This is a genomic window from Nocardia sp. NPDC051911 (assembly GCF_040681035.1).
In the GTDB taxonomy this organism is placed as follows: domain Bacteria; phylum Actinomycetota; class Actinomycetes; order Mycobacteriales; family Mycobacteriaceae; genus Nocardia; species Nocardia sichangensis.
In genome coordinates, this window is the sequence record NZ_JBFAXY010000002.1 from 229,833 (window position 1) to 249,451 (window position 19,619).

Sequence of the window (19,619 nt, forward strand, 5' to 3'; positions counted from 1 at the left end):
ATGCCCGCCGCCGGCGAGGCCCCCGAGGCGGTAGCCGAACGCGCGCCGCGCGGCTCCCGGCCGCCGCGGCCCGAGACCCGGAGAGACGGGGGAGCATGCGCAAGCTGATCATCGGCCTGCTGTGTCTGGCTGGGTTCGCCGTCGTCGTCGACTTCAGTACCGCGGCCTATTCGGAGTATCGCGTGTCCCGAGCGCTGCGCGACGGCGCCGATCTCACCGCCGATCCCGAAGTGACGATCCACGGTTTCCCCTTCCTCGGCCAGGCCTGGGACAGCCGCTACGACCACGTGGAGATCCGGGCCCGCGCGAAGCGACTGGACATCCCGGGGGAGATCGCGCTCGAGGCGACGCTGACCGGGGTGCGGCTGCCGGTCGGCGAACTCGTCGACGGCAGCCTGCGCGGCGTCCCGGTGGAGCGCGTGGACAGCCGGTTGCGAGTGGAGCCGACCGAACTCGGCAGGCTGTTCGCCATTCCCGATCTGCAGGTGCACTCGCGGCCTGCCGACAAGTCCGACGGGACCGGCGGATCGGGCGGTTCCGGCATGACCACCACGGGCGCACTGGTGCTCACCGGAACCATGCCGGAGACGCCGGGCGCGCAGTACGGCGGTGAAAAAGTCAGCGTGCAGGCCGATCTGCTGCTCGACGGCGATCAGGTGAAGATCGTGGCGACCGGGTTCTACCGGGGCCCGCCCGGCACCGAGACCATGCCTGTGGCGGTGATCACCGAGGCCGATCGCCCGGCGGTCCTCGCCCGCTTCACCCGTACCATCGACACCAAGGAGTTGCCGTTCGGTGTCCGGCCTACCAAGGTCTCCGCTCAGGGCGGTCAGATCGTCGTGGAGGGCAAGGGCGTGAACGTCACGATCGACCTCGACCGATTGCAGCGACCATGATCCAAGTCACCATCCTCGCAGTAGTACTGCTCACCGCGCTGGCGGTGGGCGTCCTGCTGCGCCGGCGCGACGGCAAGATCCGCGCGGCCGACGGCATCGACCTGTCCCACACCGCCCGCGCGGAACTGCTGGCGTCCGTCGGCGTGACCGGCGCCGGTCCCGCGGTACTGCATTTCTCCGCCGAGTGGTGCGGACCGTGCTCCGCTGTTCGCCGGGTGGTTGCCAACGTCACAGGCCAGCTCGCGGGCTCACCGCAGCCGCCGCAGGACATCGAGGTGGACATCGACGCCGAGCCTGCGCTCGCCCGGGAGCTGAACGTGCTCTCGCTGCCCACCACGTTCGTCTTCGACATCGCGGGCAGGGAACGGTTCCGCATCTCCGGCGTGCCCAAGGCCACGGATCTGCACTCCGCGCTCGAGCCGCTGACCGCGGCGGCCTGAGCTGCGACGACAAGCCCCCTGGACGGAAGTGATCCACCCCGGGTCCATATTCTCCCGCCGAATTGGGTAAACTGCTGACGTGCTTACCAACCACGAGCTGATGCTCACCCGACGCCGCACAGTGGATCTGTGTCGGCTCGGTGGTTGTTGCTGCCTGTGCCGCTGAGCGGTCGGCTTTTCCGGATTTCCTGACGCCGACCCCTGTCCGCCACGCGAGCGATCTCACGATCCCCCGGCGAATTGGCAAATCTTCAGTCATCGGACTTATTCAGCGCAGGAGTACGCACAATGTCCACCGAGATCCGTAATACTTCCGAGGCGATCCCCGTTTCTTCCGACCGGGTCGACGTGCGCGGACCACGATTCGCCGCATGGGTGACCACCGGCGTCCTCGTCGTGGTGCTGCTCGCCGCCGCGTTCTCGCCGGTCGCCGCGGGGGTGTTGATCGCCCTGCAAGCAGTCGTCTTCGCGGTCGGCGCCGCCCTCGGCCCGCGCCGCCACCCCTACGGCCGGATCTACGCGGCCGTCGTCGCGCCGCGTCTCGCGCCGACCACCGAGACCGAGCCGACGGCCCCGCTGCGGTTCGCGCAGTTGCTCGGTTTCGTGTTCGCGGCCGTCAGCCTGCTGGGCTTCGCGCTCGGCTCCACGATCGTCGGCGCGGTGTTCGCCGGCTTCGCCTTGTTCGCGGCGTTCCTGAACGCGGCGTTCGGGCTCTGCCTGGGTTGCCGGATCTATCCGCTGGTAGCCCGCCTCCGCCGGACCCCGTCACCGGCATCGAACTGACCCTGCACGTCATCTCTGAAAGGAAAACAATGGCTCGCTCCGATGTCCTGGTCTCCGTTGACTGGGCCGAAGAGAACCTCAACGCCCCCGGCGTCGTGTTCGTCGAGGTCGACGAGGACACCTCCGCCTACGACGGTGGTCACATCGAGGGTGCCGTCCGGCTCGACTGGAAGAAGGACCTGCAGGATCAGGTTCGTCGCGACTTCGTGAACCAGGAGCAGTTCTCCGACCTGCTCTCGGCGCGCGGCATCTCGAACGACGACGAGGTCATCCTGTACGGCGGCAACAACAACTGGTTCGCCGCGTACGCCTACTGGTACTTCAAGCTGTACGGCCACAACAACGTCAAGCTGCTCGACGGCGGTCGCAAGAAGTGGGAACTCGACGGCCGTCCGCTGTCGACCGAGCCGGTGAACCGGCCCGCCACCCAGTACAAGGCGTCGGCGCCCGACCTGAACATCCGCGCCTTCCGTGACGAGGTCATCGCGGCCATCGGCACCAAGAACCTGGTCGACGTGCGTTCGCCCGACGAGTTCAGCGGCAAGATCCTGGCGCCCGCCCACCTCCCGCAGGAGCAGAGCCAGCGTCCCGGCCACATCCCCGGCGCCATCAACGTGCCGTGGAGCAAGGCCGCGAACGAGGACGGCACCTTCAAGTCCGACGCCGAGCTGACCGAGATCTACCAGGAAGCCGGCCTGGACGGCGAGAAGGAGACCATCGCGTACTGCCGGATCGGCGAGCGTTCCTCGCACACCTGGTTCGTGCTGCAGGAACTGCTGGGCCACCAGAACGTCAAGAACTACGACGGCAGCTGGACCGAGTACGGCTCGCTCGTCGGCGCTCCGATCGAGTTGGGAGAGTAATCCATATGTGTGCAGCACCTACCCAGGGCCAGGCAATCCCGGCCGGTGTCGACGTGGAGAAGGAGACGGTCATCACCGGCCGTGTCCTGAGCACCGACGGCCAGCCGGTGGGCGGGGCGTTCGTGCGCCTGCTCGACGGCAACGGTGATTTCACCGCCGAGGTCGTCGCGTCGGGCACCGGTGACTTCCGGTTCTTCGCGGCTCCCGGCTCGTGGACCGTCCGCGCGCTGTCCTCGGCGGGCAACGGCTCCGCCGAGGTGCGCCCCGAAGGCGCGGGCATCCACGCGGTGGACGTCGCGGTCGCCAAGTAAGACCTCGCAGTCGTCGAACGGCCCCGGTCGCTTTCCGCTCCGCGGAAGCACCGGGGCCGTTTGCGCGCCGCGAAAGCGAGGTCGTTAGACTCGAAACGTGGTCCTCTTCTTCGAGATTCTGCTGGTGGCCGTGGCCGTCCTGATCGGCTGGTTCGGCCTCTACGTCTTCTACCGGCTGTTCACCGAATCATGAGCGAACTCGCGAGCGAAGGTTCCAATCCGGCCGAGCGAGCGAGTGAACAACTGAACGGCAACGCTCCGGCTGATTCCGCCGGTCGCCGCAGCGGCGACCAGGCCGTAGCCGAGGCTGCCGAACGGGCGAAATCGACCGGTGCCCGCAACATCCCGGTCCTACCGGATCTTCCGCTGCCCGAGGACACGGCCAACTTGCGCCTCGGCCCGGACCTCAGCGCCTCGATGCTCGCGCTGCTCCCGCTGGTGGGCGTGTGGCGCGGCGAGGGGGAGGGAAACGATCCCGAGCGCGGGGACTACCACTTCGGCCAGCAGATCGTCGTCTCACACGACGGCGGCGACTATCTCGCCTGGGAATCCCGGTCCTGGGTCATCGAGGCCGACGGCGCCTACGGCGGCCCCGACTTGCGCGAGAGCGGCTTCTGGCGAGTCGGCATCGACGGCAACGACGAGGTCATCGAACTGCTGCTGTCACACAGCGGCGGCATCGTGGAGCTGTTCTACGGGCAAGCGCTGTCCCAGTCGTCCTGGGAACTGGCCACCGACGTGGTGATCCGCAGCCAGTCCGGCATCGTCGTGGGCGGCGCCAAACGCCTCTACGGCATCGTCGAGGGCGGCGACCTGGCCTACGTCGAAGAACGCGTGGTAGCCGACGGCCCCCTCCAACCCCGCCTCTCGGCCCGCCTCCAGCGCTACATCGGCTGAGAATTTCTCCTCGCCCAGCACGGCACCCCGCCGCGCTCGGCGCTGCCCAACGCAATCGCAGGCTAGCCGCAGCGGAACGCAGTACGTGGTCTGCTGCAACCCCTGACCGACTCCACCCCAACGCAACACCTGATCTCGCGAGCACATGGGTAACTCACCGGGAACGCCCAAAACCCACCCACATCCCCAACGCAGGCCCTGTGACCAACCCACACCCCACCCCACTGGTACAGCCTGAATACCCGGAGAGGCGGAACAGAACAGCCCCCGAGCCATACCGGTGCGATTGTGGTCGCACGGGTCCGGTCGGACGGACCGGGGCTCGGGGGCCGGGTGACTGCCTGGAATTCGCTAGCGCTCGCGCGGGCGAAATCCACCTGCAGCGGTGGCGCTAGCGGACAGCCACCTCACGTGTCCTATGAATAATCATTCTTCGAACCACCTCCTTCCTGTGTACGAACGAATCTAGCGATGCGTCAGTAGCTCGGCAACGGATTTTCTCGGTGGGCTGAATCGGCGCTGCCGCATGGCGTTCCGTGCCCCGCGAAGTCCGTCGTGACCTGCCCTGATGCGGATACTCGCAGCACCGCGTCGGCCCGATGGTCTTCCGGGAGCTGATGCGTGACGACGACCACGATCCGATCCGGTTCCACGAGACCGCTGTCGGCGTCCAACAGGTCGCGCAGCAGCTTCGCCCCGGCTTCGGCTTCCAAGTGCTCGGTCGGTTCGTCGAGCAGCAATACCCGTGCCGGTGACACCAGGGCGCGCGCGAGCAGGATCCGGCGACGCTGGCCACCCGACACGGCTGCCGCTCCCCCGACGAGATCGGTGTGCACACCCTGCGGAAGCCCGTCCAACCAGTTCCCGAGACCGACCGTTCGCAAAGCTTCTTCGGATTCTTCCGCGGTCAGATCACCGCGGGCGACCCGCAGATTCTCCAGCACGGAGGTGCCGAACAGGTGCGCGTCTTCGGCGAAGAAGGTGACGCCGGGGCGCGGCGTGTCGAACAACCCGGCCCACTTCATGAGCAGAGTCGTCTTGCCCGCGCCGCTTGGGCCGACCACCGCGATCCGCCGTCCGCAGGGCCGTTCCGGCACATGGGCATCGATGGGAGGAGTCCGAGCGACGTTCGCCGCGTCTTCGGCATGTGGAGGGCGGGTGGTCTGCCGCGCCGACGGGCCGACCGACGCACTCGGGGGCGAATCGGGGTCGAGTCCATCCAGGCGATGCAGGGCCGCGCGGGCCGTGGTCAGCGTCTGCGCCGCCGTGGGCAGCGGGCCGACGGCTTCGAAGGCCGACAAGGGCAAGAGGACCAGGACGACGAGCGCCATGGGCGTCATCGCGCCTGGCGAGCCGCCGTCCGGGCCGTAGAGGGTGATGCCGATCAGCAGCGCGCCGAGGACAGCCGCGCCGATGGACAGGGGCGTGGCAGCGGCCGACCAGGCGCTGCGCGCGGCCGCCCGATCTTCCGCGGCGACCGCACGGCGCGACGCTTGCCCGGCCGCGGCGAGGGCGGCATCCAGGCGACCGGCTACGCGTAGTTCCGCGGCGTGGTCGAGCACGGTGAGGGCCTGAGCGGTGAACTCCGCCCGGTCGGCCCGCACGGCGCGTTCCGCCTCGGACGCCGCCTTGGCCGACAACCACGGTGCGACGATGCCCGACAGGACCAGCGCACCCGCCAGGATCGCGGCGGCGGCGGGCGAGATCGTGGCCAGCAGAGCGACGGCGGCGAGTGAGAGCGCGAGGGCGACCGCGACCGGCACGAACGCGCGGACCACCACGGCACCCAAGTCGTCGATGTCGCTGCCGATCCGGACCAGGAGATCTCCGCGGCGCAGCGGCTTGCCCGACCGATCGCCGCCACTCGGCGACACCTCGGGTCGGCGCAGCCAGAAATCCGAACGAGCCAGCGTCCGGTACACCGTGGTTCGCGCTGTTGTCATAGCGCGCAGTGCGACGTCGTGTGTGGCGAGACGTTCCAGGTACCGGCACAAGCCACGGGAGATGCCGAGCGCGCGCACCGCCACCACGGCGATGCTCAGATCGAGCACCGGCGGCATCTGCCAGGCGCGCGCGATCAGCCAGGCCGCCAACGCGGCGAGCCCGAGCCCGCTGCCGAGCGCCAGCACGCCCCATCCGATCGCCACCGCGACCCGCCAACGGGACAATTCGAGCAGCGCCCACATTCGGCGCAGATCACCGGGCACCGTGGAACCGGTGGCACGCGGAACGGCCCGCGTCGCGCGTCCGCCGGTGTTCATCCCGGCACCTCCTCTCGCGAGGTGCGCAGGTCCGCGCGCACCTGCACGACATGGTCGGCGGCGGCCAGCACGGTCGGGCGGTGGCCGACGACGACGACCGTCGCGCCCATACGGGCCCTGGCTTGGAGTGCGGCCAGCACGGTGGCTTCGGCGGCGGCGTCGAGGTGCGCGGTCGGCTCGTCCAGCAGCAGGATCGGGCGATCGGTGGCCAGCACCCTGGTCAGCGCGAGGCGCTGGCGTTGACCGAGCGACAGGCCGACGCCGCCGGGGCCGACCACCGTGTTCCAGCGCTCGGGCAGTTCATCGAGCACGGCATCGAAACCAGTTGCCAGACAATCGACTTCGAGATCATCGAGGACGCGCGCCGGGCCGTGTGCGGCGTGGTCCACCGTCCGCGCGCCGAGCAATTCGAGGTTGTCGCGCAATGTGCCGGGAACCAGCACCGGCCGCTGCGGCAGCCAAGCCACACGCGCCCACCATTGGTCCTGGTCCAGTTCGCGGACGTCCACCCCGTCGACGGTCACGGCACCTCGGTCGGGTGTGATCAGGCCCAGAATCGCCTGTACCGCGGTAGATTTACCGCTTCCGTTGGGACCGGCGAGCACCGTGAGGGCACCGAGCCGCAAGATCGCCGACAGGCCCGCGGGAGCGAACCCGTCCCGCGCCCGGACCGACAGGTCGCGGAGTTCGACCGTGCCGGGCCACTCGGAGCTGCCGCGGCGAGCCGTCACCCCGGCTTCCTCCGGCAAGGCACAGCGGCCGCATGCACCGGCGCGCGTCGACTCGTCCCGCACCGCATCGACGCGCGCCACCCCCTGCACGCCCCGGCTGGACAGCGACTCGACCGGCTCGTGGTCAGGCGCCGTGGCCGCGCCGGAGTCCTGGGGACTGCCGCGGCGAGCCGTCACCACGGCCTTCTCCGGCTCGGTGCGTCGACAGTCGCATGTACCCGCGTGGGCCGACTCGTCCGGTGCGCCCACACCGGCGTGCGCCGCCGCGCGCCGCGCGCCGTGGCCGGGTAGCCGCTCGGTCGGCTCGGCGGGCGTGGACTCGAGGATCGCGAACGCTCGGTCCGCGGCCGCCATACCGTCCTGGGCGGCGTGGAAACGTTCGCCCACCATGCGCAGCGGCAGATACACCTCCGGGGCGAGCACCAGCACCACCAAGCCCGCGTAAAGACTCATCTCACCGAAGACCAGTCGCAGCCCGATGGAGACCGCGATCAGTGCCACGCTCAGCGTGGCGAGCAACTCCAGCACCATGGAAGACAGAAAGGCGATGCGGAGCGCGCCCATGGTGCGCCGGCGCAGCGCGTCGCCGAGATCGCGAACACGGTGCCGCATGGTGTGCGCGTGTGCGGTCGAACCGCCCGTCCCGGTGTCGTTCCGCTGTCCCCGCGCAGTGGGCTCGGGCTGCGCGTCGCCGGTCTCGCGGCCGAGCGCACGCAATGTCGGCATGCCCGCGAACAGATCGAGCATTTGGTCCGACAGCCGGGTGGTGGCCGCGAGCGTGGCTTCCGCCCGGCCCTGGGTCAGCAGCCCGATGAGGATCATGAAGATCGGGATGAGCGGCAAGGTGATCACCACGATCACACCGGAAGTCACATCGTGGGCCGCGATGACCGCGAGCACGATCGGTGGAACCAGCACCGCCAGCAGCAGAGCGGGCAGGTAGCCGACAAGATATCCGCGCAGCCCGGACAGGCCCGTGCCGACGACCACGGCCAATTCCGTTCGACGCGCGTCGAGTTCGCGAGGCGACAGCCGTGCGCCCGCACCGAGCACCGCGCCTTCCAGCTCCGCCACCACGCTCGCGCCCGCTCGGTGCGCCAGCCGGGACTGCGCCCACGTGGCGAGCACCCGGGCCGCGATCGCGACCGCGAGCACGACGAGTTCGACCGTCCACGCGCCGAGCGTGCGCGCACTCGGATCGGTGACCACCCCGGCGAGCACCCGCCCGATCAGCACCGCCGCGACCACGATCGCGCCGGTGACGACGAGCGACAGCGCCACGCTCAGCGCGAGGTAGCTGCGTGCCGAGCGGGCATAACGCCACAGGCGCGGATCGATCGGCGGGCGGGCCATGGCGTCAATCCTGCGCGACCCGCAGGGGCAGGCCGACCGGGGGCGGGATCTGCTCGACGGTGATGCGCTTGCGAAACACCCAGTACGTCCAGCCCTGGTACACCAGCACGACCGGCGTGACCAGCGCGGCGGCCCAGCTCATCACCTTCAGCGTGTACGGCGTGGAGGACGCGTTGTAAACCGTCAGGTCGAACGCCGCATCGATCGTCGAGGGAAGCACCGCGGGGAACAGCGAACCGAACAGCAGCGCGGTCGCCGCCGCGACGGTCACCGTGGTGCCGGTGAACGCCCACCCGTCGCGCTGCGCGAGATCGGCCGCCGCCGCCACGACCAGACCGAGCACGGCCAGCCCCAATGGGATCCAGGTCCAGCCGTTCCCGTAGGCCAGCTGCGTCCACAATCCGAATCCGCCGACGACAACCACGGTCGGGCCGAGCAGCAGCCGAGCGGTGCGTCGTGCGTCGTCGCGGACCTCGCCCGCGGTCTTGAGCACCAGGAACATCGCTCCGTGCAGCGCGAACAGCAGTCCGGTCGCCAGCCCGCCGAGCAGGGCGTAGGGCCCGAACAAGTCGGCGACCGAGCCCGCGAACTGCTTCTTCTCGTTCAGCGGGACACCGTGCACCACATTGGCGAACACCCAGCCCCACGCCAGCGCCGGAACCCAGGAGCCGATGCCGATGCCGATGTCGCAGCGGGCCCGCCAGCGCGGATCATCGATCTTGCCGCGGTACTCGATGGCGCAGATCCGCAGGATCAGCGCGACGAGCACCAGCAGCAACGCCAGGTAGAAGCCGGAGAACAGGCTCGCGTACCACTCCGGGAACGCCGCGAACATCGCGGCGCCCGCGGTGATCAACCAGACTTCGTTGGCGTCCCACACCGGCCCGATCGTGTTGAGCACCGCGCGCCTGCGCCGGTCGGACCCCTTGCCGAGGATCGGCATGAGCATGCCGACGCCGAAATCGAAGCCCTCCAGCACGAAGTAGCCGGTGAACAGCACACCGATCAGGACGAACCAGAACTCTTGCAGACTCATCGCCGGCTCCTAGTAGGCGAACGAAAGTTGTTCGACGGCGGGCTCTTCGAGGCGGCGTTCGCCCGAAGTCGTATCCGTGTCGTGCGGCTCGGCGGCGGGCGCCGCCGGATCCGGTCCGTGGATCACGTACCGGCGCATCAGGAAGAACCACACGAACGCGAGCGCGCCGTACAGCAGCGTGAAGGTGATCAGCGAGAACAGCACGACGCCTGGCGCGTGATCGGAGACGCCCTGCTGAACGGTGAGGCGCAGATTCGGGTCGCCGGTTGGGTTGGGCGCGACCACCCAGGGCTGCCGCCCCATCTCGGTGAACACCCACCCGGCGCTGTTGGCCAAAAACGGGGTGGGGATGGCCAGCAGGCTCAGCCAGGCGAACCAGCGCTGGTCCGGCACTCGTCCGCGGCGGGTCAGCCAGAGCCCGGCCAGCGCGAGCAGCACCGAACCCGCCGACAGCCCGATCATGGCACGGAACGACCAGTAGGTGACGAACAGGTTGGGCCGGTAGTCACCGACACCGAACTTCTCGTTGTAGGTCTTCTGCAGGTCGACGACGCCGTCCAGCGTCACACCGGTGAATTCCCCCTTCGCCAGCCAGGGCAGCACATAGGGCACTTCGAGCACGTGCGTCACGCTGTCGCAGTTGTTGTGCGTGCCGACGGTCAGCACGGAGAAATCGGGGTCGAGGGCGGTGTGGCACAGCGATTCCGCCGAGGCCATCTTCATCGGCTGCTGCTCGAACATCAGCTTGCCCTGCACGTCGCCGGTGTAGACCAGAGCGGCCATCGCCGCGATCACCACGACGATGCCCGCACGCGCGGCGGGCCGCCACATCTCGCGCGCGTCAGCCGACTTCGCCTCGTCGCCACTGCGCGCGTTGCGCACCATCCACCAGCCGGCGATGCCGACGACGAAGGTGCCCGCCGTGAGGAAGGATCCGGCCACCACGTGCGGGAAAGCCGCCAGCAAGGTGTTGTTGGTGAGCACCTTCACGATGCTCTCCAGCTCCGCGCGACCGGTTTCCGGGTTGTAGCGGGCGCCGACCGGATGCTGCATGAACGAGTTGGCCGCGACGATGAAATACGCCGAGGCGTTCACGCCGATCGCGACCATCCAAATCGCGCCGAGGTGCAGCAGTTTCGGCAACCGGGTCCAGCCGAAGATCCACAGTCCGAGGAAGGTCGACTCCATGAAGAAGGCGATCAGCCCTTCCAGCGCGAGCGGGGCGCCGAACACGTCACCGACGAAGCGGGAGTACTCGCTCCAGTTCATGCCGAACTGGAACTCCTGCACGATGCCGGTCGCGACGCCGAGCGCGAAGTTGATCAGGAACAGCTTGCCGAAGAACTTCGTCAGCCGCAGCCAGTGCTGCTTGCCGGTGACGACCCATGCCGTCTGCATGGCAGCGACCAGCGGCGCGAGACCGATGGTCAGCGGCACCAGCAGGAAGTGGTAAACGGTTGTGATGCCGAACTGCCATCGGGAGATGTCCAAGGCGTTCAAGCCGGCCTCCTGCGTGTCTACGACATGTCGTAGTAAAGCCTACGCCGGAGCAGACCTCGAAAAATGAGTCCTAGGCCACGCCACCAGGGCTGATACTGCCTGTTCGGCCTGTTTTCCGTGCTCATCACCGCCCCGTGCCCGCCCGAGTAGGACGGAGATCACGGAGCGGCGCACACTCACCAGTCGCCGATGGCTCCCGCCCGCTCGATACCGCGATCGACCAGCCCGATGATCTCTTCGGCGTTGTCCGGCGCGGACATCCGCAGCCCGTCCAGCGAATTCACCCGCGCCGCAAGCGAAATGCTCGACAGCATCCATATGCTGTCGCAGGTGAGCAGGTCGGCGGTGAACAGCGAGTCGTAGCGGCATTGCCAGCCGGCCTTCTCGGCTTCGGCGAACAGCGCGCGCTGAGTGACGCCGGGCAGCACACCGTTCTTCGCGGGCGGCGTGATCAGCTGCTTGTCGCGGGCGATCACCACGGTGGATCGCGGCCCCTCCAGCACCCGGTTCTCCGTGCTGGTGAAGATCACGTCCTCCGCGCCCATCCGCGCGGCGAACCGCAGGGCGGCCATATTGGTGGCATAGGACAGCGTCTTGGCACCGAGCAGTTGCCATGGCGCCGCTTGCGCGAGGTCGACCGAGATGCCCCGCGACAGGCTCACCACGGCGACGCCCTCGGCGCGGGCCTTCTCGACGCGCTCGGGCACCGGCACCACGAGCACGAAAGCGGTCGGCACGGGCACGGCGGCGGCGAGGTCACCGGTCTTGACCTTGTCGGGCGTTGCGGCCAACTCGGAGTCGCGCCCGCGGGTGAGCACCAGCCGCATCACGCCTTCGCGCTCGCTGCCCCACTCCTTGGCGGCGGTCTCCACCGCCTCGCGCCATTTGCCCAGTTCCGGCTCGGGCAGATCGAGCGCCTGGGCGGAGCGGCGCAATCTGCCTAGATGAAATTCGATCGCACACGCGACGCCCGCGCGCACGAGCACCGTTTCGAAGACACCATCGCCACGCAATACGCCAATATCGTCCGCAAACAACAACGGCGCATCCGCATCCCGGACCGCGCCATCGAGAGTTACCAGAACTCGATCCACCATGCGACGAGCGTAGGCGGTGTGAGCGGACAATGCCTATGTCACGGCCGCTTTTGCCAGACCTTTTGTGCAGCCGCCCCACGCGGCCCGCTGTAATGCTCGGACAATGCCGATCGGCTATGCCGTTCTCCGACGCCCTGGCCCGGTTCGCGCACCGCCGGGCGGGCCCGCCTAGAGTGGGAGAGGTGTCCGTGGTCGTTGCGCCCAGCCCCATCCTCAGTGTGTCGGGAGCCGTCGCGGGAGCGGCGGGTTCGCCCGACGCCGCCGTCGCGTGGCATTACGGCGATCCGTTCGGCGAGCAGCGCGCCGCGGTGCAGCGCGCCGCGATCGTCGACCGGTCACACCGATTCGTGCTGCGCATCACCGGCGCGGAGCGGCTCTCCTGGTTGCACACCATCTCCAGTCAGCATGTCGCCACCCTCGGCGACGGGCAGTCCGCCGAGAACCTCGACCTGGATTTGAACGGCCGGGTGCAGCATCACTTCGTGCTCACCGAACTGGACGGCGCCGTCTGGATCGATACCGAAGCCGAGCGCGGACCCGACCTGCTCGCGTTCCTGCAGAAGATGGTCTTCTGGGCCGATGCCAAACCCGAAGCCGCCGACTACGCGGTACTCAGCCTGCTCGGCCCCGGAGTGGCAGACCTGGCCGAAACACTCGGCATCACCGCCCTTCCCGGCGTGTACGAGGCGACGCCGCTGCCCGGCGGCGGATTCTTGCGCCGGATGCCGTGGCCGACGGCCGACTCCTTCGACTTGGTCGTCCCGCGCGATCAGCTGACCGGCCTGTGGGACCGGCTCACCGCGGCAGGCGCCGTTCCCGCCGGAATGTGGGCGTTCGAGGCATTGCGCGTCGCGGCCGTCCGGCCGCGGATCGGATCGGACACCGACGAGCGGACCATCCCGCACGAGGCCCGCTGGATCGGCGGCGTCGCCGAACACGGAGCCGTCCACCTGGACAAGGGCTGCTACCGCGGCCAGGAGACGGTGGCCAGGGTGCACAACCTCGGCAAGCCGCCGCGGCACCTGTTGCTGCTGCACCTGGACGGCTCGGCGGACGAGCGCCCGGTCATCGGCGACGACGTCACCGCCGGCGGCCGCGCGGTCGGCAGGCTCGGCACGGTCGTCGACCACTTCGAACTCGGCCCGATCGCCCTCGCGCTGGTCAAGCGCGCGGTTCCGGCCGACACCGCGCTGGTCGCCGGCCCGGTCGCGGCGTCCATCGATCCCGATTCGATGCCCTCCGACGACGAACCGCAAGCGGGCCGACTCGCGGTCGACCGGCTGCGTGGGCGCTGACCTGTTGACCGGCCACCGGCAAGCGGGACGTTTTCCTCAGCCGACATCCGCACTCTTGCTCAGCGCCGAGCTCCCCATTCGTGACGAGAGGAGCGCCGTTCATGCGCGTCGGTGATTCCGGAGAGGTGCTCGCGGCGTGCGTCGTGCACGCCGATATCGAGGTACCGGGAAGGGTCGGTCGCAGCGCCATCGACAAGCGCCCGGCGGCGGGACGAGTCGCGGTACGCGCCCTCGGCTTGGACGGCGATCACGTCTGCAACACCAAGCATCACGGCGGCGTGCACCAGGCCGTCTACGCCTACGCCGACGAGGACGCCCGCCGCTGGGGCACGGAGCTCGGCCGGGAACTGCCCGCGGGCTGGTTCGGCGAAAACCTGCGCGTGCGTGGCCTTCCGGTCAGCGACTCGGTGATCGGCGCGCGCTGGACGGTCGGTGACACCGTGCTGGAGGTGAGCGCTCCGCGCGTGCCGTGCGCCACGTTCCAGCACTGGAGCGGCGAGCAGCAGTGGGTCAAACGGTTCACCCTGCGCAGCGATACCGGCGCCTATTTGCGGGTGCTCACCGAGGGCACGATCGCGGCGGGCGACCGGATCTCGGTGGTACACGTCCCCGAGCACGGCATCACGGTCCGCGATCTGTTCACCGGCGCCGATCCGGATCTGCTGGCGATCCTGCTCGCCGACGAGCCGACCATCTCCGACGACGTGCGCATGCAAGTGGAACGGCACGCGCGCAGGCATGGCAACGCCGTGCGCGCCACCGCGCACCGGCACGCGACGACGAGCACCGACGACATCGGCACGGGAGCGAAATCGTGAGTGTGGAACTGGTCGAAGTGGTCCGCTCGGGCTTCCGTGAATGCGTGCACCGCGGCTCGGTGGTGGTGCTCGACGCCGCGGGCGAGCCCACCCTCGAACTCGGCGAAGTGCACCTGCCGATCTTCCCGCGCTCGACGAACAAGCCGATGCAGGCGATCACCCTGCTGCGCAACGGTTTCCAGCCGGTCGATGACGCCGAACTGGCGATCGCCACCGCCTCGCACTACGGCGAACCCGACCATGTCGCGCTGGTGCGCAGGCTGCTGGACCGGTTCGGCCTGCCCGAATCCGCCCTGGCCTGCCCGGCCGATCTGCCGTACGACGAGGGCGCCCGCACCGCGCTGCTGTCCGGCGGAGGACAACCACGCCCCATCTACATGAACTGCTCGGGCAAACACGCGGCGATGCTCGCGACCTGCGCGATCAACGGCTGGCCGACCGAGGGCTACCAGGACCGGGCGCATCCGCTGCAGCGCGCGGTGATCGCGACCGTGGCCGACCTGACCGGCGAGCCGGAAGCCGATCTGGGCATCGACGGCTGCGGATTGCCGATCATCCCCGTCTCACTCGTCAACCTCGCGCGGGTGTTCTCGACCATCGCGACGGCCGAGCCAGGGAGCCCGGAACGCCGGGTCGCCGACGCGGTGCGCGCGCATCCGCGAGTGATTTCCGGCACGAACGCGCCCGATCTGCTGACCATGCTGGCCACTCCCGGGCTGGTGTGCAAGATCGGCGCGGATGGTGTGCACGCGGGCGCGCTGCCGGACGGATCGGCTTTCGCGTACAAGATCGAAGACGGCCACGATCGCGCGCGAATGCCGCTGACGCTGGCGATTCTGCACCGAATGGGAATCGAGTGGACCGATGCGCACGCGGAGCTGGCGGCCCCCGCGGTGCTGGGCGGGGGTATCCGAGTCGGTGTGATTCGTGCTATACCCGGGGTCGTCTAGCTATTCCACGGCAGGGCGACAAGCGGGCAAACGGCACTGGTTCCGGAGTTCTTCACCCACTCCTGGAAGCGAGACCGCCGGACACACGCTAAAGTGTCTGTCAGGAAGAGTATTAATTCGAACGGGGCCGCCACCAAACCCCAGGCCGCCCCGCTGTGACGCGAGGGGGTCAGCCATGGGCCGTGGCCGGGCTAAGGCAAAGCAGACCAAGGTCGCACGCGAGCTGAAGTACAGCTCGCCCACGACCGACTTCGCGAGCCTTCAGCGCGAGCTTTCGGGAAGCCCCAACTCCCAGCGGAGTGGTGGTGTGCTGTCCGATGAGCACGACGCGGACGACTCCTTGTCCCGCTGGGACGAGGACGACGACTACGACGACTGGCGCCGCTGACTCGGATTTACGTCTGAAGGGGGAGGCCGACGGGCCTCCCCCTTCGATCGTTGTCGCGGGTTGACGTCTCTGGCGCCGAAAAGGCTTGCAACACACCGGAGTCCCGCATCGTACATAGATGCGGGACTCTCACGTGTCTTCACCGCGAATCAGAACCGCGGATGCTCACCGACCAGCACGGCGCGCGCGGCGTCGGCGTCCTTGGCCTTCTTGACCGTGCCCAGCGTCCAGCACTCGATGTGCCGTGCGGTCAGCACCGCCAGCGCCCGGTCCACATCCTCGGGAGCGACGACGGCGACCATGCCGACGCCCATGTTGAACGTCTTCTCCATCTCGGGCCGCTCGACCCGGCCGCGCTGGGCGATCATCTTGAACACCGGCGCCGGGTTCCAGGTGCCTCGATCCAGCTCGGCCACAATGCCCGCGGGCAGCACCCGGGCGAGATTGGCCGCCAAGCCACCGCCGGTGACGTGGGCGAACGTGCGCACATCGGTTTCGGCGATCAGCGCGAGGCAGTCCTTGGCGTAGATCCTGGTCGGCTCGAGCAGTTCCTCGCCCAGGGTGCGGCCGAACTCCTCGACGTGGCCGGTGAGCGACATGCGATCGATCTCGAGCAGCACCTTGCGGGCCAGACTGTAGCCGTTGGAGTGCAGTCCGGAGGACCCCATGGCGATCACCACGTCGCCGGGACGGACCCGGTCGGGTCCGAGCACCGCGTCGGCTTCGACCACGCCGATGCCGGTGGCGGACAGGTCGTAGTCGTCCGGATCCATCAGCCCGGGATGCTCGGCGGTCTCGCCGCCGAGCAGCGCGCACCCGGCGCGCACACAGCCCTCGGCGATGCCGGAGACGAGTTCGGCGACCTTCTCCGGGACGACCTTGCCGATGGCGATGTAGTCCTGGAGGAACAGCGGCTCCGCGCCGCAGACCACGAGATCGTCCACCACCATGGCCACCAGGTCGAGGCCGACGGTGTCGTGTTTGTCCATCGCCTGCGCCACCGCGATCTTGGTGCCGACGCCGTCGGTGGAGGCCGCCAGCAACGGTTCCCGGTAGCCGCCCTTCAGCGCGAACAGCCCGGCGAAGCCGCCGAGGCCGCCTTGGACCTCGGGCCGGGTCGCCTTCTTCGCCAATGGCCCGAACAACTCGACTGCGCGATCACCTGCCTCGATGTCCACGCCTGCCGCGGCGTACGAAGCACCACCACTGGGGGTCTGTTCAGTCATTTTCGGGGAAAGCTCCAAACCGAATCGGCGGATAGATGCCTGCTCACGCTACCGGAGCCGGATAACGACCCCGCACCGGTGTTGGCTCGCCCTCTTGACAATAGGGCAGAGCCAACCGTAAAGCGGACGATCAGTCCGTCTCGTCGCCATCGAACCCCGCGGCCTGTGCCCGGCGGTGGCGTTGCCGCACCGGATCCGGTACCGGCACCGCGGCGACCAAGCGGCGGGTGTACTCCTCCCGTGGGGCGCGCAGGATGCGATTCCGATCGCCCGCTTCCACCACCGCACCGTCGCGCAGCACCACGATCCGGTCGGCGAGCTGGTCGACCACGGCCAAGTCGTGGCTGATGAACAGGCAGGCCCAGCCGCACTCGCGCTGTAGCTGACCGAACAGCTCCAGCACCGCGGCCTGCACCGAGACGTCCAGCGCGCTGGTCGGCTCGTCGGCGACCAGCAGGTCCGGGTCGAGCACCAGCGCGCGGGCGAGGCTGGCACGCTGACGCTGCCCGCCGGACAACTCGTGCGGGTACCGGCGTTCGACGCCCGCGGGCAACCGCACGTCGTCGAGTAGCAGGCGCACCCTGGCGCGAATCTCCGCCGAGCTGCCCGCCTTGTGCACGAGCAGCGGTTCGGACACGCACTCGCCCACGGTGAGCCGGGGATTCAGCGAACTGGCCGGGTCCTGGAAGACGAATCCGAAGCGCCGCCGAATCGGTCGCAGCTCGCGCTGTGACAACCCCACGATGTCGCGCCCGCGCACTCGCACTGTTCCGGAGGTGGGCCGTTGCAGTGCCGCGACGCAGCGGCCGATGGTCGACTTGCCCGAGCCGGACTCACCGACCAGGCCGAGCGTCTCGCCGGGACCGATGCGCAGACTCACGCCGTCGACAGCGCGGAAACGCGGCCTGCCGAACGGGCCGGGAAATTCGACCACCAGATCACGGACCTCGAGTACCGGATCGCCCTCGGTCTCGGCACTGTCGGGCGGGCCGTGCTCGATCTGCTCGGTACCCAGGTGCGGGACCGCGGCAAGCAGGGCGCGGGTGTAGTCCGCCGTGGGACGCGCGAACAGTTCATCCACCGGCGCCTGCTCGACCACCGCTCCGTCGCGCATCACCACCACGCGGTCGGCGATGTCGGCGACCACGCCCATGTTGTGGGTGATCAGCACGATCGCGCTGCCGATCCGGTCGCGCAGGCCCCGCAGCAGGGCGAGGATCTCGGCCTGAACCGTGACGTCCAGCGCCGTGGTCGGCTCGTCGGCGATGATCACCTTCGGCTCGCAGGCGATGGCGATGGCGATCACCACGCGTTGTTTCTGCCCGCCGGAGAGCTGATGCGGGTAGTAGTCCACCCGGTGCTCCGGATCGGGCAACCCGACCAGGCGCAGGAGTTCCACCGCCCGCGCCTTGGCCGCCTTCTTGGTCAGGTCGGTGTGGGCGCGCAGCGCCTCGCCGATCTGGAAGCCGACGGTGAACAGCGGGTCCAGGGCCAGGCCTGGTTCCTGGAACACCATCGAGATCGCGCCGCCGCGCAATGCGGTGAGCTGCCTCTCGTTCATCGTGGTGACCTGCTCGGTCCCCAAGGTGACCAGGCCGCGCACCGTGGCCGTTTCCGGCAGCAAGCCCATCGCGGTGCGTGAGCTCACGGACTTGCCCGAACCGGACTCCCCGACGATGGCCAGCACTTCGCCGGGGTAGACCTCGTAGGAGACGTCGGTGACCGCGTGCACCGGCCCCGCGTCGGTGGCGAAGGTGACCGACAACGATTCGATGGACAGGGCGGGGCGGCCCCGCTCCGTCGCGGAGGACTCAGGCATCGGTCGCGTCCTTTCCGCCGCCGTCCGGTCCGGCCACCGCCGCGGCGCGGCGGGTGCGCAGGACGGGGTTCAGCACTTCGTTGAGGCTTTCCCCTACCAAGGTCATGCCGAGCACGACGAGCACGATGGCGACACCGGGAAAGATGCCCGTCCACCAGATGCCGTTGGACACGTCCGGCAGCGCTTTGTTCAGATCGAAACCCCATTCCGCGGCCTGGGTCGGTTCGATGCCGAAACCGAGGAAGCCCAGGCCGGCCAGGGTGAGGATGGCTTCCGACCCGTTGAGCGTGATGATCACCGGCAGCGATTGAGTGACATTGGCCAGGATGTGCCGGAACAGGATTCGCGTGGTCGACGCGCCGGTTACCCGCGCCGCGTCGACGTACGGCTCCTGCTTCACGGCCACGGTCGCGTTGCGCACCACCCGGAAGTACTGCGGGACGAAGACCGCCGTGATGGCCACCGCCGCGGACAGCACACCGCCCAGGCTGGTCGAGCGACCGCCCGCGACCACGATGGACACCACGATCGCCAGCAACAGTGTCGGGAACGCGTACATCGCGTCCATGAACAGCACGAGCAACCGGTCCGGCCACCGGCCGACGTAGCCGGACAGCAGTCCGAGCGGTACCCCGATCAGCAGCGAGAGCAGCAGGGAGATCGTGATCACCCACAAGGCTGTCCGCGCGCCATAGATCACCCGGGAGAACACGTCTTCTCCGCGCACCGAGGTGCCGAACCAATGCTCGGCCGACGGTGCTTGCTGGCGAACGAAATCGACGCCGTCAACGGCACTCTGGGCGAATCCGTACGGTGCGATCAGCGGAGCGAAGAGCGCGGCGACCACGAAGACACCGACCAGAGCCAGGCCGAGGACCAGCGTCGCACGCTGCAAACCGGAGGTCATCGAGAACAACCGGAGGCCGGGTACACCCCGCCGCGCCGCGGGTGGCGT

The 19,619-nt window shown here is 68.9% G+C and carries 19 protein-coding genes; 11 read left to right on the forward strand and 8 right to left on the reverse strand.

Translation table 11 applies throughout. The features are described 5' to 3' along the window. Window positions 1-95: 95 nt before the first annotated feature. The 6 genes from AB0L97_RS04015 (at window position 96) to AB0L97_RS04040 (ending at window position 4,190) form a co-directional block, all read left to right on the forward strand. Complete coding sequence (locus AB0L97_RS04015) at window positions 96-896, forward strand: LmeA family phospholipid-binding protein (protein WP_355076984.1); 801 nt, start codon at window positions 96-98, stop codon at window positions 894-896. Further along, on the forward strand, window positions 893-1,336 hold the full coding sequence (locus AB0L97_RS04020; protein WP_355076982.1) for a thioredoxin family protein: 444 nt from the start codon (window positions 893-895) through the stop codon (window positions 1,334-1,336). Before AB0L97_RS04015 ends, AB0L97_RS04020 begins: the two co-directional genes overlap by 4 nt. Window positions 1,337-1,624: 288 nt before the next feature. Next, window positions 1,625-2,119 (forward strand): DUF4395 domain-containing protein, encoded by a 495-nt coding sequence (locus AB0L97_RS04025; protein ID WP_364425042.1) that lies wholly within the window; start codon window positions 1,625-1,627, stop codon window positions 2,117-2,119. 29 nt (window positions 2,120-2,148) lie between these two features. Beyond that, on the forward strand, window positions 2,149-2,982 hold the full coding sequence (locus tag AB0L97_RS04030) for a sulfurtransferase (protein ID WP_355076979.1): 834 nt from the start codon (window positions 2,149-2,151) through the stop codon (window positions 2,980-2,982). 5 nt (window positions 2,983-2,987) lie between these two features. Then, entirely contained in the window at window positions 2,988-3,293 is a 306-nt protein-coding gene (locus tag AB0L97_RS04035) for a DUF1416 domain-containing protein (RefSeq protein ID WP_063023277.1), read from the forward strand. 189 nt (window positions 3,294-3,482) lie between these two features. Beyond that, on the forward strand, window positions 3,483-4,190 hold the full coding sequence (locus tag AB0L97_RS04040) for an FABP family protein (RefSeq protein WP_355076977.1): 708 nt from the start codon (window positions 3,483-3,485) through the stop codon (window positions 4,188-4,190). A 476-nt stretch (window positions 4,191-4,666) separates the two neighbouring features. Here AB0L97_RS04040 and cydC read toward each other — a convergent pair whose 3' ends face one another. From cydC to AB0L97_RS04065, 5 genes are all read right to left on the reverse strand, one after another. Further along, window positions 4,667-6,376: a thiol reductant ABC exporter subunit CydC gene (gene cydC, locus AB0L97_RS04045; RefSeq protein WP_364425215.1), complete on the reverse strand. Its 1,710-nt coding sequence runs from the start codon at window positions 6,374-6,376 to the stop codon at window positions 4,667-4,669. A 71-nt stretch (window positions 6,377-6,447) separates the two neighbouring features. Further along, window positions 6,448-8,535: an ATP-binding cassette domain-containing protein gene (locus tag AB0L97_RS04050; RefSeq protein WP_364425046.1), complete on the reverse strand. Its 2,088-nt coding sequence runs from the start codon at window positions 8,533-8,535 to the stop codon at window positions 6,448-6,450. Window positions 8,536-8,539: 4 nt separating this feature from the next. After that, window positions 8,540-9,571: a cytochrome d ubiquinol oxidase subunit II gene (gene cydB, locus AB0L97_RS04055; RefSeq protein WP_364425048.1), complete on the reverse strand. Its 1,032-nt coding sequence runs from the start codon at window positions 9,569-9,571 to the stop codon at window positions 8,540-8,542. 9 nt (window positions 9,572-9,580) lie between these two features. After that, the gene (locus AB0L97_RS04060; protein ID WP_364425050.1) at window positions 9,581-11,071 is read right to left on the reverse strand and encodes a cytochrome ubiquinol oxidase subunit I; all 1,491 of its coding nucleotides are present in this window, start codon (window positions 11,069-11,071) and stop codon (window positions 9,581-9,583) included. A 176-nt stretch (window positions 11,072-11,247) separates the two neighbouring features. Then, window positions 11,248-12,111 (reverse strand): aminodeoxychorismate lyase, encoded by an 864-nt coding sequence (locus tag AB0L97_RS04065; protein ID WP_364425218.1) that lies wholly within the window; start codon window positions 12,109-12,111, stop codon window positions 11,248-11,250. On the opposite strand from AB0L97_RS04065, the gene AB0L97_RS04070 reads away from it, so the two are divergent. The 5 genes from AB0L97_RS04070 to AB0L97_RS04090 all read left to right on the forward strand — a co-directional run bounded on the left by AB0L97_RS04070 (window position 12,016) and on the right by AB0L97_RS04090 (window position 15,619). After that, complete coding sequence (locus tag AB0L97_RS04070) at window positions 12,016-12,261, forward strand: hypothetical protein (protein WP_355077071.1); 246 nt, start codon at window positions 12,016-12,018, stop codon at window positions 12,259-12,261. The genes AB0L97_RS04065 and AB0L97_RS04070 overlap by 96 nt on opposite strands. An 89-nt stretch (window positions 12,262-12,350) precedes the next feature. Continuing rightward, the gene (locus AB0L97_RS04075) at window positions 12,351-13,463 is read left to right on the forward strand and encodes a folate-binding protein (protein WP_364425052.1); all 1,113 of its coding nucleotides are present in this window, start codon (window positions 12,351-12,353) and stop codon (window positions 13,461-13,463) included. A gap of 101 nt (window positions 13,464-13,564) precedes the next feature. After that, window positions 13,565-14,281 (forward strand): MOSC domain-containing protein, encoded by a 717-nt coding sequence (locus AB0L97_RS04080; protein ID WP_355076969.1) that lies wholly within the window; start codon window positions 13,565-13,567, stop codon window positions 14,279-14,281. Continuing rightward, on the forward strand, window positions 14,278-15,231 hold the full coding sequence (locus tag AB0L97_RS04085; protein ID WP_355076967.1) for an asparaginase: 954 nt from the start codon (window positions 14,278-14,280) through the stop codon (window positions 15,229-15,231). Before AB0L97_RS04080 ends, AB0L97_RS04085 begins: the two co-directional genes overlap by 4 nt. Window positions 15,232-15,406: 175 nt before the next feature. Next, complete coding sequence (locus AB0L97_RS04090; protein WP_039794982.1) at window positions 15,407-15,619, forward strand: DUF3073 domain-containing protein; 213 nt, start codon at window positions 15,407-15,409, stop codon at window positions 15,617-15,619. Between the two features lie 149 nt (window positions 15,620-15,768). On the opposite strand, the gene purM is transcribed toward AB0L97_RS04090, so the two are convergent. The 3 genes from purM to AB0L97_RS04105 all read right to left on the reverse strand — a co-directional run bounded on the left by purM (window position 15,769) and on the right by AB0L97_RS04105 (window position 19,571). Beyond that, window positions 15,769-16,845, reverse strand: coding sequence for a phosphoribosylformylglycinamidine cyclo-ligase (purM, locus tag AB0L97_RS04095; RefSeq protein ID WP_355076965.1), 1,077 nt, complete (start codon window positions 16,843-16,845; stop codon window positions 15,769-15,771). Between the two features lie 130 nt (window positions 16,846-16,975). Then, window positions 16,976-18,664, reverse strand: coding sequence for an ABC transporter ATP-binding protein (locus AB0L97_RS04100; RefSeq protein ID WP_364425055.1), 1,689 nt, complete (start codon window positions 18,662-18,664; stop codon window positions 16,976-16,978). Further along, window positions 18,657-19,571: an ABC transporter permease gene (locus AB0L97_RS04105; RefSeq protein ID WP_364425220.1), complete on the reverse strand. Its 915-nt coding sequence runs from the start codon at window positions 19,569-19,571 to the stop codon at window positions 18,657-18,659. Before AB0L97_RS04105 ends, AB0L97_RS04100 begins: the two co-directional genes overlap by 8 nt. Window positions 19,572-19,619: the final 48 nt, after the last annotated feature.